The organism is Pseudomonas sp. XWY-1, from assembly GCF_002953115.1.
Classification (GTDB): domain Bacteria; phylum Pseudomonadota; class Gammaproteobacteria; order Pseudomonadales; family Pseudomonadaceae; genus Aquipseudomonas; species Aquipseudomonas alloputida.
This window is the reverse complement of the sequence record NZ_CP026332.1, coordinates 955,730-970,402: the sequence shown is the minus strand read 5'-3', so window position 1 is coordinate 970,402 and position 14,673 is coordinate 955,730. Positions and strand designations below refer to the sequence as shown.

Sequence of the window (14,673 nt, the reverse complement as noted above, 5' to 3'; positions counted from 1 at the left end):
CATCCTGGAATGCGGAATAAACGCCAACCGCGTGCAAATGGAAATGCTTGGCAGTTGCAGCTGGCGAGGAAGACGAACGAGTGAGAAAAAACCTGAATCTAGTTGGCGATTATTTCGCTGGAGCCGTCTTCATGGGCCTTGATGGCCACCGGCAGGATGCTCGGCAAAGCCCGCAGCAGAGCATCTGTATCGTTGGTACTGAAGGTGCCGGACAGGCGCAGCCGCGCGACTTTCCCAGGGGCGACCCGCAATGGCTGGCTACGGTAGCGCAAGGTTTCGGCCACTACTTCGGTGAGGGTGGCGTTGTCGAACACCAGCTTGCCCTGTCGCCATGCGGTCATGGCGCCGGTGTTGACCGCATAGGGTGCGGCGACCAGGCCCTGTGCATCTATATGCGACCCCTGCCCGGCCGTCAGTTGCGCCAGCGAGGCGCCCTTGCCCTGCACCCGCACCGACCCCTGTTCCACCGCCACACGGGTGCTGGCTGGGTCCAGGCGGACGTCAAAGCGGGTACCTGTGACGATCACGCTGCCTTGGGCAGTGTCGACCACAAACGGCCGGTTACTGTCATGGGCGACGATGAACATCACTTCACCGGCGTTCAGGCGCACGTGCCGCTGGCCGGCGCTGAACTCCACCTGCAACTGCGTGCTGCCATTGAGCTCGAGATGCGAGCCGTCCGGCAGTTCGACCTGACGGCGCTCATTGAAGGCCGTCTGCAGGCTGCCCTGATGGTTCAGTTGCAGGTGGTGCCAGCCGCTCCAGCCCAGGCCCAGCGCCACTACCGCGACACTGGCGGCCAACGCCTGGCGCATGAAACGCCGTCGTGGCAGCTGCTGCACCGGGTCTGGCTGGCACAGCGCCTCCAGGTGCTGGCGTGGAATGAAGTCGGCGGCCTGCCACACGCGGCAGAGATGCTCATATTCTTCCCGGTGGTGCTCGTCGCTCGCCAACCAGGCATGCAACTGCTTGTGCAGCCCGGCATCCCGAGGTGCATCCTGCACACGGGCGAACCATGCGGCCGCCTGCTCGCGGACGGCATCGGTACCGTGCTGTTTCATCGAAAAGGCCTCCTGACTCTTCATGCCGACACATCCAGGTGCTCACGTAGGTGCCGGAGCGTGCGGATCATATACTTTTCGACCATGTTCTTGCTCAACCCCATGCGCTCGGCAATCTCGGCCTGGGTCAGGCCTTCGAGCTTCTGCCAGATGAACACCTGCCGGCAGTTGAGTGGCAGCTCGGCCAGAGCCCGCTCGACGCTGTCGGCCAGCTCCAGGGCATGCACGTAGGCTTCCGGGTCGCCACTGCCGGTTGCGCCTTCTTCGAAGGCTTCCCGCTCCAGGGCCTGGCGGCGGTCTTCGCGACGGAAGCCATCCACAGCGATGTTGCGCGCAGCCTGATGCAGGTAGGCGCGCGGCTGCTCAACCTGCTCGCGCGGGGTTTCCAGTACCCGGACAAAGGCATCGTGGGTGAGGTCCTCGGCCTGCTGACGACTGCGCAGCTTGCGCGTCCAGGTGCCGATCAGCTCATGGTAGTGGTCGAGGAAGCCTTTGTGTCCGGACACGGTCGGGGGTCATCAGGGAGGCAGATAAGGGTGCGAATAGTAATGTTTCTCATCAAAAGCAGCAAATCCGCCAGTCGGTAACAAAAAATTTATGGGCGATTTCCTGTACGGGGGTACCAGGAAAATGTGGCCATAAATATGAACACCTCCGGCCCTTTCGCGGGCAAGCCCGCTCCCACATGCAACGCGTATCCCCTGTAGGAGCGGGCTTGCCCGCGAAGGGCCGAACACGCTCCATTCCACAATTTTTTACGCTTGAAAGATCGCAGGGAACATCAGCCGGTCACACGAGTCGGTTATTCAAATGGCTGGTCGTCGATCCACGTCGATCACGCCCGGATTGCCTGTTGATTCTGCATTCTTCACGCCCTAAAGTGCGCGCCGAACGTCCATGCTGGAAACGATCCATCCGGCTCAAGTACTGAGTAGGCGAACCAAAGTGGGGATACGGAGGACGTTCAGTTTGCAGCCACTTAATCTTTCAGTTTGCCCATGGAGTCCCTGAGCATGTCGATCCAGGTCGAAGACTATTTCGCGCGTGAAACCTTCCAGAAAATGAAGGCGTTCGCTGACAAGCAGGAAACCCCGTTCGTACTCATCGACACCCAGATGATCAGCCAGGCGTACGACGACCTGCGCGCCGGTTTCGAATTCGCCAAGGTCTACTACGCGGTCAAGGCCAACCCGGCCGTTGAAATCATCGACCTGCTCAAAGAGAAAGGTTCGAGCTTCGACATCGCCTCGATCTACGAGCTGGACAAAGTGATGGGCCGCGGTGTCAGCGCCGACCGCATCAGCTACGGCAACACCATCAAGAAGTCCAAGGACATCCGCTACTTCTACGAGAAGGGCGTGCGCCTGTACGCCACCGACTCGGAAGCCGACCTGCGCAACATCGCCAAGGCCGCACCGGGCTCGAAAGTGTATGTGCGTATTCTGACTGAAGGCTCCACCACTGCCGACTGGCCACTGTCCCGCAAGTTCGGCTGCCAGACCGACATGGCCATGGACCTGCTGATCCTCGCTCGCGACCTGGGCCTGGTGCCATACGGCATCTCCTTCCACGTGGGCTCGCAGCAACGCGACATCAGCGTGTGGGACGCCGCCATCGCCAAGGTCAAGGTAATCTTCGAACGTCTGAAAGAAGAAGACGGCATCGAACTGAAGCTGATCAACATGGGTGGTGGCTTCCCGGCCAACTACATCACCCGTACCAACAGCCTGGAAACCTACGCCGAAGAAATCATCCGCTTCCTCAAGGAAGACTTCGGTGACGAACTGCCGGAGATCATCCTCGAGCCCGGCCGTTCGCTGATCGCCAACGCCGGCATCCTGGTCAGCGAAGTGGTGCTGGTCGCACGCAAGTCGCGTACCGCCGTCGAGCGCTGGATCTACACCGACGTAGGCAAGTTCTCCGGCCTGATCGAAACCATGGACGAAGCCATCAAGTTCCCGATCTGGACCGAGAAGAAAGGCGAAGCCGAAGAAGTGGTCATCGCCGGCCCGACCTGCGACAGTGCCGACATCATGTACGAGAACTACAAGTACGGGCTGCCGCTGAACCTGGCCATCGGTGACCGCCTGTACTGGCTGTCGACCGGCGCCTACACCACCAGCTACAGCGCAGTGGAATTCAACGGCTTCCCGCCGCTGAAGGCTTACTACCTGTAATGCACGACGGGGCCGAAAGGCCCCGTTTTCATTTGTGTGCTGTCGATGCTGGCCTCTTTGCGGGTAAACCGTACAACGGCCTGCGCCCAACCACCGATGCGTGTGTAGGAGCGGGTTTACCCGCGAATACGGTGGCGGCAGCAACGGTGAACGGCGGGTGGAGATTGGCCAGCAGGCCCGGCCTCTTCGCGGGTGAACCCGCTCCTACGACGGCCTGTGCCCAACCACCGATACGTGTGTAGGAGCGGGTTTACCCGCGAATACGGTAGCGGCGGCGACAGTGATCGGCGGGTGGAAATTGGCCAGCAGGCCCGGCCTCTTCGCGGGTGAACCCGCTCCTACGACGGCCTGTGCCCAACCACCGATGCGTGTGTAGGAGCAGGTTTACCCGCGAATACGATGGCGGCGGCAACGGTGAGCGGCGGGTGGAAATTGGCCAGCAGGCCCGGCCCTTTCGCGGGTGAACCCGCTCCTACGACGGCCTGCGCCCAACCACCGATGCGTGTGTAGGAGCGGGTTTACCCGCGAATACGATGGCGGCGGCAACGGTGAACGGCCAGTGGAAATTGGCCGGCACAGTCAACCTCACTCACCACGCCGTTCGATCTCCTCGGCATAGCGCCCGGCAAAGGTCATGAGCGCCGGCCCCGCCTCCTGCAAGGTCACCAGCGCCGCACGCAGGAAGTTCATGTTGCCCTCGATCCGCGCCCGCTCCAGCCAAGGCGCGGCCTCAGCCACCTGGCCGCGCTCGACCAGCACCAGCGCCAGGCTGAACATCCCACGAAAATCCCCCGCCTCGGCCGAACGCCGATACCAGCGCACCGCCCGCGCCGGGCTGGGCGCCGTGGCAATGCCCTGCTCCAGGTAACGCCCATACAGGTTCATCGATTTGGCATGCCCCAGCTGCGCAGCCTTCTCGTAGCACATCAGTGCCTGCGCCTGATTGGCCGGCACCCCACGCCCGGTCGCCAGAAGGTTGCCCAGGTTATACAGGCCCCAGTCCAACCCGGAGTCGGCCGCACGGGCGTAGTGAACGGCAGCCTGCGCCAAACTCACCTCGCCGCCCCAACCATGCTCCAGGCAACGCCCGAGCATGTTGTGCGCCATGGCACTGCCACCCTGTGCAGCGATACCGAACCAACGCCGGGCAACCGTGGCATCCTGCTGGATGCCACGCCCATCCAGCAAGATCTGCCCCAGCAGCAACTGCGCCTCGACCACGCCCTGCCCCGCTGCCGCCAGAATCGCCTGGGCGGCCTTGCCGGGGGTTTCCTCGAGCATGGCCTGCAAGCCGGCCACATCCACCACTTCCTCACGTCGCAGCAGGTAGGACACGGCTCAGACCTCAGCCCAGCGGCGCAGCAAATTATGGTAGGTGCCCGTCAGCTGCAACAGCGAAGGGTGGTCCGGCACATCGGCAGTCAGTTGCTGGATTGCGTTGTCCATCTCGAACAACAGTGCCCGCTGGCTGTCATCGCGCACCAGGCTCTGGGTCCAGAAGAATGCGGCATAGCGTTGGCCACGGGTCACCGGGTTGACCTTGTGCAGGCTTGTGCCGGGGTACAGCACCATGTCACCGGCGGCCAGCTTGATCTGCTGCACGCCATAGGTGTCCTGGATCACCAGCTCACCGCCGTCGTAGCTTTCCGGGTCGCTGAGGAACAGCGTGGAAGACAAGTCGGTACGCACCCGCTCCGGGCTGCCCTTGGGCTGGCGCAGGGCATTGTCGATGTGGAAACCAAAGTTGCCGCCATCGCGGTAGCAGTTGATCAGCGGCGGGAACACCTTGTGCGGCAAGGCTGCCGACATGAAGCGCGGGGTCTTCCACAGGCGGTCGATCAGCGCAGTGCCGATTTCCTTGGCCAGTGCATGGCCTTCCGGCAGCTGCAGGTTGTGCTTGGCCTTGGCCGACTGATAACCGGCCGTAACCTTGCCATCGGCCCAGTCGGCCCGCTCCAGCGCCTCGCGGATACGGGCCAGTTCATCAGCGTCGAACAGGCCTGGAATGTGAAGCAGCATGGCAACAGCACCGTTAGGAAATGTAAAGGCGCAATGATATTGATTCACTTTTACGCTACACAAGCCCCATTCGCCGCTTAAGACGTTTCAGCGGCATGAAACCGTAAAGACAAATTGTAAAGATTGTAAATTCTTCACGAATGGTAACGACTCTCAATTGTTAGTCAAAATTGCTTACATTAAGATCCACCGCCTCAATACCTTGGGGAAGGTTCTTTGCAATGCGCCAGTACGTACCATCTGCTGTGAGTTCGCCACGCCTGATCGTGTCTGCCATCGGTGTCGCCCTGAGTGCCTCGTCGGTCTATGCCGCCGATCCGGCCGCCAACAGCGCCATCACCCTCGATGCCACCAGCGTCAACGGCAAGGCTGAACAAGCCAGCACCGATTACAAGGTGGAGAAGGCCGCCTCGCAGAAGTACACCGCGCCGCTGGTAGACACCCCGCGCTCGGTAACCGTTATCCCGCAGCAAGTGATCAAGGACACCAACGCCCTGACCCTGCAGGATGCCCTGCGCACCGTGCCCGGCATTACTTTCGGCGCTGGCGAAGGCGGCAACCCGCAAGGTGACCGCCCGTTCATCCGCGGCTTCGACGCCCAGGGCGATACCTACCTGGACGGCGTGCGTGACACTGGCGCCCAAACCCGCGAAATCTTCGCCATCGAATCTGTTGAAGTGGCCAAGGGGCCGAACTCGGCCATCGGTGGCCGCGGCGCGGCCGGCGGTACCATCAATCTGGTAAGCAAGCGCGCGCATCTGGGCAACTCGCTGGACGGCGCCTGGACCTGGGGCAGCGACCAGACCCAGCGCTACACCTTCGATGGCAACTACCAGTTCAGCGATACCGTTGCCGGCCGCCTGAACCTGATGACCCACGAAAGCAACGTCGCCGGCCGCGACAAGGTCAACTACGACCGCTGGGGTATCGCCCCATCGCTGGCCTTTGGCCTGGGCACGCCGACCCGCGTCAACCTTGACTACTACCACCTGGAAAGCGACGACCTGCCGGATTCGGGCATCCCTTACAGCATCCCCGTTACTGGCAGCGCCGCCCGTACTTCGGCGCACCCGAGCAAGCCGATCGATGGCGGTGACAGCGACAACTTCTACGGCTTGACCGGTCGCGACTTCCGCAAGAGCCGCGTGGACATCGCCACTTTCGCCATCGAGCACGACCTGACCGACTCGCTGACCATCAAGAACACCCTGCGTCACGGCAACAGCATGCAAGACTACGTGCTGACCCAGCCGGATGACAGTGCCGGCAACGTGAACAACAACGGTGTATGGCGTCGTGCCAACACCCGCGTGGGTAACACCGCCACCACCACCAACCAGACCGACCTGTTCGGCGAGTTCTTCGTCGGCGGTTTCAAAAACAACTTCTCGACCGGTATCGAACTCACCAAGGAAGAATCCGACCGCCAGAGCTACACCGTCACGCCAAACAGCAAGCTCACCTGCACCGGGCCTGGCAATGGTGGTAGCTGCACCTCACTGAGCGACCCTAACCCGGACGACACTTGGGACGGCACTGTCTCGCGCAACTACGCCGGCACCAAGACCAGCGGCAAGACCCGAGCGATCTATGTCTTCGACACATTGGAGCTCACACCCCAATGGCTGCTGAACATGGGCCTGCGTTACGACCATTTCGATACCAAGTTCCGCACCTACGACGCCAGCGGCGCAACCGTCTTGAACAAGAACGGCGTACCCACCAAAGGTCGCGACAAAAGCGAATTCTTCACGGGCCAGCTGGGTCTGGTGTGGAAGCCAGCCGAGAACGGTAGCATCTATATTTCCTACGCCACCTCGGCGACACCGCCAGGCGCAATGCTCGGCGAAGGTACCGAGACCAACTCACTGCCAGGTACAACCGACCGCAGCGGCAATATTCTGGGCAGCGACCTGGAACCAGAAGAAACCACCAACTACGAAATCGGTACCAAGTGGGACTTACTGGACGAACGCTTGTCGCTGGCAGCGGCGCTTTTCCGCACTGAGAAGGAAAACGCCCGCGTTCAGGTGGACACCACTACCTACGAGAACGTCGGCGAAACTCGCGTGCAGGGTATCGAACTGTCGGCCAGCGGCAAGCTGACCGACAGGTGGCAGGTGTTCGCCGGCTACACCTACATGCAGGCTCGCCAGATCGACGGCGGCCCGGTGGGCAAGGCCAACGACGGCAACCAGCTGCCGAACACGCCAAACAACAGCGCCAGCCTGTGGACCACCTACTCGATCACACCAAAGCTGACCGTTGGCGGTGGTGCGTTCTACGTGGATGACGTGTACGGCAGCGTGGCCAACACCACCATGGTCGACAGCTACGTACGCTACGACGCCATGGCCGCCTACAAGCTGACCAAGAACGTCGACCTGCAACTGAACGTGCAGAACCTGACCAACGAGGTGTACTACGACAAGGCCTTCTCCACCCACTTCGCCAACCAGGCGGCCGGGCGGACGGCACTGTTGACCACCAGCGTGCACTTCTGATGTCAGGGTTGGGTTGATCTGTTGAAGGGCTGCGCCTGTGCCGGCCCTTTCGCGGCTGAAGCCGCTCCTGCGTTGCCGGTGCAGGAGCGGCTTTAGCCGCGAAGAGGCCCGCACAGACAACACGAAAAGCAGCCCTCCCGGCCCCGTTCATTCCCGCGAGCGGGGCTTTTGCGTATCAAGGCATAATGCACGCCGCGCTGGTCGCGGTAGCAACTCAAGGTGAGAAACGTGGTGAAGAAGACGCTGTTCCAATTGCACTGGTTCTTTGGCATCACCGCTGGCCTGGTGCTGGCCTTGATGGGCATTACCGGGGCGCTGTACTCGTTCCAGGAAGAACTGCTGCGCGCATTCAATGCCGATGTACTCAAGGTGGAAGTACGCGCCGAAGGCGTGCTGCCGCCGGCCGAGCTGGTTAAGCGGGTCGAAGCCCAGCAACAGGACAAGGTGTCGATGCTGTGGGTCGACGTGCGCGAAGGCAACGCTGCACGGATCTTCTTCATGCCCGCACCGGGCGAACGCCGTGGCGAGCTGCGCTATGCCGACCCGTACACCGGCGAACTCAAGGGCGAAGCGGCCGGGCAAGGCTTCTTCAACCTCATGCTCAAGCTGCACCGCTTCCTCGCCATGGGCGATACTGGCCGGCAAATCACCGGGGCCTGCACCCTGATGCTGGTGTTCTTCTGCCTGTCCGGCCTGTACCTGCGCTGGCCGCGCAAAGCGCTGGACTGGCGCACCTGGCTGACCTTCGACTGGGCCAAGAAAGGCCGCGCCTTCAACTGGGACCTACACGCCGTGGCAGGTACCTGGTGCCTGCTGTTCTACCTTCTGTTCGCCCTGACCGGCCTGTTCTGGTCCTATGAGTGGTACCGCGAAGGCCTGAACAAACTGCTGGCCGACACCCCGGCTGCGGGCCAGCAGCAAAAACGGGGTGAAGGCCGTGGCCGGCACGGGCCGCAGAACGTCGACAGGAATGCGCCGCCGCTGGTGGTGGACTACGACGCCATCTGGGCCAACCTCAAGGACGCCGCGGGCCCAGGCCTGTCCACCTACAACCTGCGCCTGCCGCCCGCTGGTGGTCAGCCGGCCAACCTGTTCTACCTGCTCGACAACGCTGCGCACCCGCGTGCCTTCAATAACCTGGTGCTGGACCCGGCCACTGGCCAGGTTAAAAAGCACGACCGCTACACCGACAAGTCCTTCAAGGCGCAGCTACTGCAGAGTGTTTACGCCTTGCACGTCGGCGAATACTTCGGCTTGCCGGGGCGCATCATCGTCACCATCGCCAGTCTCACCATGCCGTTGTTCTTCGTCACCGGCTGGCTGCTGTACCTCGACCGCCGCCGCAAGAAACGTCAGGTGCGCGCAGCCCGTGGCAACGTCGCCAACAGCGGCAATGGCGAGGGCTGGCTGATCGGCTTTGCCAGCCAGAGTGGCTTTGCCGAACAGTTGGCCTGGCAGAGCGCCGAGCAGTTGCAGGCAGCTGGCCAGCCCGTTCAGGTGCGCGCCCTTGCCGAGCTGGGTGAAAACGACTTGCGCCAGGCCCATCGCGCGCTCTTCGTGGTGAGTACCTTCGGCGACGGCGAAGCGCCCGACAGCGCTCGCGCCTTCGAGCGCAAGGTGCTCGGCCAGCCTTGGGCACTGAACAACCTCAACTATGCCCTGCTCGCCCTCGGTGATCGTCAGTACCCGCACTTCTGCGGTTTCGCTCGTCGTCTCCAGGCGTGGCTGGGGGAGCGCGGTGCCAGCAGTGCATTCAGCCCGGTGGAAGTGGACAACGCCGACCAGGCCGCCCTGCAGCGATGGCAGCAGGAGCTGGCGCAACTGACCGGTGTCCAGCCGGTGGCCGCCTGGCAGCCGCCAACCTTTGCCAACTGGTCGCTGGTGCGCCGCGAACTGCTCAACCCCGGCAGCCAAGGCCAACCGGTGTACCTGCTTGGCCTGCAGGCTGCAGAACCTGCAAGCTGGGAAGCCGGCGACCTGGTAGAGGTACTGCCGCTGAATGGGCAGCCACGGATCGACGCGTTCCTCAAGGGCGTGGCGCTGGACGCCAGCAGCCAGGTGCAGGTGAATGGCCTGAGCGAAACCCTTGCCCAGGCACTCGCAGGCCGCCAACTGCCGACGCGCCGCGACCACCTGATCGGCTTGCAGCCACAAGCGCTGGTCGATGCACTGGTGCCAATCGGTTGCCGCGAGTACTCCATTGCCTCGATCGCCAGCGATGGTGTGCTGGAGCTGATCGTGCGCCAGGAACGCCACCCCGACGGCAGCCTTGGCTTGGGCTCTGGCTGGCTGACCGAATACCTGCCAATGAATGGCACCCTGAGCCTGCGCCTGCGGCGTAACAGTGGCTTCCATCTGCCTGAGGCCGCTGCGCCGATGATCCTGATCGGCAACGGCACTGGCCTGGCGGGTCTTCGCAGCCTGTTGCGCGCGCGGGTCAATGCCGGTGAGCAGCGCAACTGGCTGTTGTTCGGCGAGCGTAATCGGGCGCATGACTTGCTGTGTGGCGATGAGCTGCACGCTTGGCTGGACAACGGCGACCTGGCACGGCTGGACCTGGCGTTCTCGCGCGATCAGGCCGAGAAGGTGTATGTGCAGGACGTGATGCTGGAGCAGGCCGAGGACTTCAAGCGCTGGGTGGCCGACGGGGCTTGCGTGTATGTCTGCGGCAGCCTGCAAGGCATGGCGGCCGGGGTGGATGCGGCGCTCAAAGGCATGCTGGGTGAAGCTGCTGTACAGCAGTTGATCGAGGATGGGCGGTATCGGCGGGATGTGTATTGATCGGCGTGTAGGAGCGGGTTTACCCGCGAATACGGTGGCGGTGGCAACGGTGAACGGCCGGTGGAAATTGGCTGGCAGGGCCGGCCCTTTCGCGGGTGAACCCGCTCCTACAACGGCCTGTGACCAACCGCCGATGCGTGTGTAGGCGCGGGTTTACCCGCGAATACGGTGGCGGTGGCAACGGTGAACGGCCGGTGGAAATTGGCTGGCAGGGCCGGCCCTTTCGCGGGTGAACCCGCTCCTACGGTGGCCTGTGACCAACCGCCGATGCGTGTGTAGGAGCGGGTTTACCCGCGAATACGGTAGCGGCGGCAATGGTGAACGTCGCATGAAAATTGGCCAGCAGGGCCGGCCCTTTCGCGGGTGAACCCGCTCCTACGACGGCCTGTGACCAACCGCCGATGCGTGTGTAGGAGCGGGTTTACCCGCGAATACGGTGGCGGCGGCAACGGTGAACGGCCGGTGGAAATTGGCTGGCAGGGCCGGCCCTTTCGCGGGCAAGCCCGCGAAGAAGCCGGGCCTGCTGTCAGTGCAGCTCGAAGGTATCGGCATCCAGGTTGGCCGGGAACTTGGCCCGGTACGCCGCCAGTTCCGCCGCGCTCAGTACTGCAGTGAACACCCCGTCCGCCTCCCCGGCACTGAGCAGGCTCTCGCCCTGGAAATCCAGCACCTGGCTGTCACCAGAGTAAGCAAAGCCTTTACCGTCCGTGCCCACCCGGTTCACCGCCGCCACATAGCACAGGTTCTCGATCCCCCGCGCCGGTAGCAGACGGTTCCAGTGCTGGCGACGCGCGGCCGGCCAGTTGGCGGTGTACAGCAGTAGGTCAGTGTCCTGGGCGTCACGGCTCCACACCGGGAAGCGCAGGTCGTAGCAGATCAGCGGGCGAATCCGCCAGCCCTTGAGCTCGAACTGCACCTGCCGCTCGCCTGGGGTGTAATGTTTGTGCTCACCGGCCATGCGGAACAGGTGGCGCTTGTCGTAGTGCAGAATCTCGCCGTCCGGCCGCGCCCACAACAGGCGGTTGCGGTGGCTGCCATCGGCGGCCTGGATGATCACACTGCCGGTAATCACCGCGTTGTGCTTCTTCGCCTGTGCCTTCAACCATTTGTAGGTCGGACCGTTCTCCGGCTCGCACAGGCTTTCCGATTGCATCGAAAAACCGGTGGTAAACATTTCCGGCAGGATTACCAGGTCAACCTCGCCCACCTGCTCCAGCAGCACCTCGAAGTGCGCGTAGTTGGCCTCACGGTCGTGCCAGGCCAAGGTGGTTTGCACCAGGGCGACTTTCAGGTTCGGCAGTGTACTCAGATCGCGCATAGTCGTTCCGCTGCCTGACGCAGCGTCTCCTCTCGTTTGGCAAAGCACAGGCGCACCAGGCGTTGCTCGGGGATGGGGTGCTGGTAGAACACCGATACCGGGATGGTCGCCACGCCGTGCTCACGCGTCAGCCACAGCGACATGTCGACATCGTTCAGGTCCGGACGGATTTGCGAATAGTCCACCAGCTGGAAATAAGTGCCCGTCGTGCGGGTAAAGTTGAAACGCGAACCGTCCAGCAAACCGCAGAACAGGTCGCGCTTGGCCTGGTAGAAGGCCGGCAACTCATCAATATGCTCGGGGTGCCCGGCCATGAAGTCGGCCAAGGCACACTGCAGCGGCGTAACGCCACAGAAGTTGACGTACTGGTGCACTTTGCGCAGCTCGGCGCTCAAGGCTGGCGGTGCGATCACGTAACCGGTCTTCCAGCCGGTAACGTGGTACGTCTTGCCGAAGGAACTGACCACGAAGGCACGTGAGTACAACTGCTCATGGGCCAGCACACTGGCGTGGCGTACGCCGTCGTAGACCAGGTGCTCGTACACTTCATCGCTGACCAGGTAGATATCGCGGTCGGCAATAAGTGCGGCCAACTGGTCGAGGTCTTCGCGGGTGATCAGCGCGCCACTGGGGTTGTGTGGCGAGTTGAGGATGACCATGCGCGTGCGCGGGCTCAAAGCATCGCTGAATTTCTGCCAGTCGATACGGAAGTCGCCGTCGCTCAATTGCACATGCACACAGCGACCACCGGCCAGCTCCACGGACGGCTCGTAACTGTCGTAGCAGGGGTCGAAGACGATCACTTCGTCACCGGCATGCACCACCGCCTGGATGGCACAGAAAATAGCCTCGGTGGCGCCGGGGGTGATAGTCACTTCCTGATCGGCATCCACCCTTGCCCCATACAACCGCTCGACCTTGGCCGCCACCTGCTGGCGCAGGGCCGGCAGGCCGGTCATGGGCGAATACTGGTTATGCCCGGCAGCCACGTGCCGGCCCACTGCATCGAGCAGGGCCTGCGGGCCATTGAAGTCAGGAAAGCCCTGGGACAGGTTGAGCGCGCCAGTCTGCACGGCGAGCTGGGACATGGTGGTGAAGATGGTCGTGCCGACATTCGGCAGTTTGCTGCGGATCATGGAGCCCTCTTTCCTGGGGTACATCCGGCACGGGGTGGAGTCCGAGCATAGCGGATCGAGCGGTCAGGAAAAAGGTTGAAACAATAGGGGGATTGCTCTGGATCAAAGGGCCTCTGTGGGGGCAGCCTTGCCCGCCCCCACATGGCGCTGCTTAGCGTTTGTCGCGACGCTTCTTCTCGGCCTTCTTGTGGTGCGACATCAGGCGGCGCTTCTTGTTGACCTGGCGATCGGTAAGGGTGTTCTTCTTACCCTCGTACGGGTTCTCACCCCCCTTGTACTCGATACGGATCGGCGTACCGACCAGCTTGAGCACCCGGCGATAGGTGTTTTCCAGGTAACGCGAGTACGACTTGGGAATGCTGTCGGTCTGGTTGCCGTGGATCACGATCAGTGGCGGGTTGGCACCGCCAAGGTGGGCATAGCGCAGCTTGATGCGGCGACCGTTGACCATCGGCGGCTGGTGCTCGCTCACGGCATCTTCGAGGATCTGCGTCAGGCGGCTGGTCGGCCAGCGGGTGACCGCGGACTGGAACGCAGCCTGTACCGACTTGTACAAGTTGCCCACGCCCGTGCCATGCAGCGCGGAAATGAAGTGGATGTCGGCAAAGTCGACGAAGAACAGCCGGCGCTCCAGCTCGGTCTTCACGTAGGCGCGCTCACCCGGCTCCATGCCATCCCACTTGTTCAGGGCAATGACGATGGCGCGACCGGCTTCAAGGGCGAAGCCCAGCAGGTTCAGGTCATGGTCGACCACACCTTCGCGGGCATCCATGACGAAGATGACGACGTTGGCATCCTTGATCGCCTGCAGCGTCTTCACCACCGAGAACTTCTCGACTTCCTCGTGGATCTTGCCACGCTTGCGCACACCGGCGGTGTCGATGAAGGTGTACTTCTCGCCATCGCGCTCGAACGGGATGTAGATACTGTCACGGGTGGTGCCCGGCTCGTCGTAGACCACCACACGCTCTTCGCCGAGCATGCGGTTGACCAGCGTCGACTTGCCAACGTTCGGACGGCCGATGATGGCGATCTTGATGCCATCCTTCTCGCTTGGGCCAGGAATGCGCACGGCTTCCTCACCTTCAGCGACGTCCTGTTCGAGGGCTTCTTCTTCGGCATCACGCGGCAGGTGACCGAGCACGGCCTCCATCAAGGCGTTGATACCACGGCCCTGGGAGCCCGCCACCGGAATGGCGTTGCCCATGCCCATTGGCGAGAATTCGGCGCGGGCAACGTCGGGGTCGATGTTGTCGATCTTGTTGGCAACCAGGATCGCCGCCTTGTTCCGCTTGCGCAGGTGCTCGGCGATCATCTGGTCTGCTGCAGTCATGCCCGCACGGGCATCAACCAGGAACAGCACATAGTCGGCTTCTTCAATGGCCATGAGCGACTGCTCGGCCATTTTCTCGTCCATGCCCACTTCGTCACCGGTGATACCACCGGTGTCGATCAGGATGAAGGAACGACCCTGCCAGCTGGCATCACCATACTGGCGGTCACGGGTCAGGCCCGACAGGTCACCGACGATGGCATCGCGGGTCTTGGTCAGGCGGTTGAACATGGTGGATTTGCCGACGTTCGGGCGGCCCACCAGGGCAATTACGGGAACCATCGGCTCTCCACTCTCGAATTCTTGAAAATGCAAAGGCCGCTGCAAGGCAGCGGCCGGAGTTT

At 62.5% G+C, this 14,673-nt stretch carries 10 protein-coding genes; 3 read left to right on the top strand and 7 right to left on the bottom strand.

Annotated elements, in window-relative coordinates:
• Positions 1 to 98: 98 nt before the first annotated feature.
• Positions 99 to 1,061 (bottom strand): FecR family protein, encoded by a 963-nt coding sequence (locus PRJ_RS04600; RefSeq protein ID WP_104962853.1) that lies wholly within the window; start codon positions 1,059 to 1,061, stop codon positions 99 to 101.
• Between the two features lie 20 nt (positions 1,062 to 1,081).
• Positions 1,082 to 1,567 carry an RNA polymerase sigma factor gene (locus PRJ_RS04595; RefSeq protein WP_003248496.1) on the bottom strand — a complete coding sequence of 162 codons (486 nt, stop codon included), beginning with the start codon at positions 1,565 to 1,567 and terminating at the stop codon, positions 1,082 to 1,084.
• A gap of 507 nt (positions 1,568 to 2,074) precedes the next feature.
• On the opposite strand from PRJ_RS04595, the gene PRJ_RS04590 reads away from it, so the two are divergent.
• Positions 2,075 to 3,238, top strand: a complete 1,164-nt coding sequence (locus tag PRJ_RS04590; RefSeq protein WP_003248498.1) for a type III PLP-dependent enzyme — start codon at positions 2,075 to 2,077, stop codon at positions 3,236 to 3,238.
• A gap of 585 nt (positions 3,239 to 3,823) precedes the next feature.
• Here the strand turns inward: PRJ_RS04590 and PRJ_RS04585 are convergent.
• Together PRJ_RS04585 and PRJ_RS04580 are read right to left on the bottom strand one after the other, a co-directional pair.
• Entirely contained in the window at positions 3,824 to 4,573 is a 750-nt protein-coding gene (locus PRJ_RS04585; RefSeq protein ID WP_104960825.1) for a tetratricopeptide repeat protein, read from the bottom strand.
• 3 nt (positions 4,574 to 4,576) lie between these two features.
• Positions 4,577 to 5,257, bottom strand: coding sequence for a Fe2+-dependent dioxygenase (locus PRJ_RS04580; RefSeq protein WP_003248502.1), 681 nt, complete (start codon positions 5,255 to 5,257; stop codon positions 4,577 to 4,579).
• A gap of 221 nt (positions 5,258 to 5,478) precedes the next feature.
• Between PRJ_RS04580 and PRJ_RS04575 the strand changes: the two genes are divergently transcribed.
• Positions 5,479 to 7,761: a TonB-dependent siderophore receptor gene (locus PRJ_RS04575; RefSeq protein WP_104960824.1), complete on the top strand. Its 2,283-nt coding sequence runs from the start codon at positions 5,479 to 5,481 to the stop codon at positions 7,759 to 7,761.
• A gap of 228 nt (positions 7,762 to 7,989) precedes the next feature.
• Complete coding sequence (locus PRJ_RS04570; protein WP_104960823.1) at positions 7,990 to 10,542, top strand: sulfite reductase flavoprotein subunit alpha; 2,553 nt, start codon at positions 7,990 to 7,992, stop codon at positions 10,540 to 10,542.
• Positions 10,543 to 11,068: 526 nt separating this feature from the next.
• On the opposite strand, the gene PRJ_RS04565 is transcribed toward PRJ_RS04570, so the two are convergent.
• The 3 genes from PRJ_RS04565 to der form a co-directional block, all read right to left on the bottom strand.
• Positions 11,069 to 11,860 (bottom strand): amidohydrolase, encoded by a 792-nt coding sequence (locus tag PRJ_RS04565; RefSeq protein WP_012051253.1) that lies wholly within the window; start codon positions 11,858 to 11,860, stop codon positions 11,069 to 11,071.
• Entirely contained in the window at positions 11,848 to 12,996 is a 1,149-nt protein-coding gene (locus PRJ_RS04560; protein WP_014861262.1) for a pyridoxal phosphate-dependent aminotransferase, read from the bottom strand. The genes PRJ_RS04565 and PRJ_RS04560 overlap by 13 nt, the downstream gene beginning before the upstream one ends.
• Positions 12,997 to 13,147: 151 nt before the next feature.
• Positions 13,148 to 14,611, bottom strand: a complete 1,464-nt coding sequence (gene der, locus PRJ_RS04555; protein ID WP_010952071.1) for a ribosome biogenesis GTPase Der — start codon at positions 14,609 to 14,611, stop codon at positions 13,148 to 13,150.
• Positions 14,612 to 14,673 lie beyond the last annotated feature (62 nt).

Excerpts from the sequence above, each read along its gene's own strand:
- PRJ_RS04600 (WP_104962853.1), bottom strand. The coding sequence starts at position 1,061 with ATGAAACAGCACGGTACCGATGCCGTCCGCGAGCAGGCGGCCGCATGG.
- PRJ_RS04590 (WP_003248498.1), top strand. The coding sequence starts at position 2,075 with ATGTCGATCCAGGTCGAAGACTATTTCGCGCGTGAAACCTTCCAGAAA.
- PRJ_RS04580 (WP_003248502.1), bottom strand. The coding sequence starts at position 5,257 with ATGCTGCTTCACATTCCAGGCCTGTTCGACGCTGATGAACTGGCCCGT.
- PRJ_RS04575 (WP_104960824.1), top strand. The coding sequence starts at position 5,479 with ATGCGCCAGTACGTACCATCTGCTGTGAGTTCGCCACGCCTGATCGTG.
- PRJ_RS04565 (WP_012051253.1), bottom strand. The coding sequence starts at position 11,860 with ATGCGCGATCTGAGTACACTGCCGAACCTGAAAGTCGCCCTGGTGCAA.
- PRJ_RS04560 (WP_014861262.1), bottom strand. The coding sequence starts at position 12,996 with ATGATCCGCAGCAAACTGCCGAATGTCGGCACGACCATCTTCACCACC.
- der (WP_010952071.1), bottom strand. The coding sequence starts at position 14,611 with ATGGTTCCCGTAATTGCCCTGGTGGGCCGCCCGAACGTCGGCAAATCC.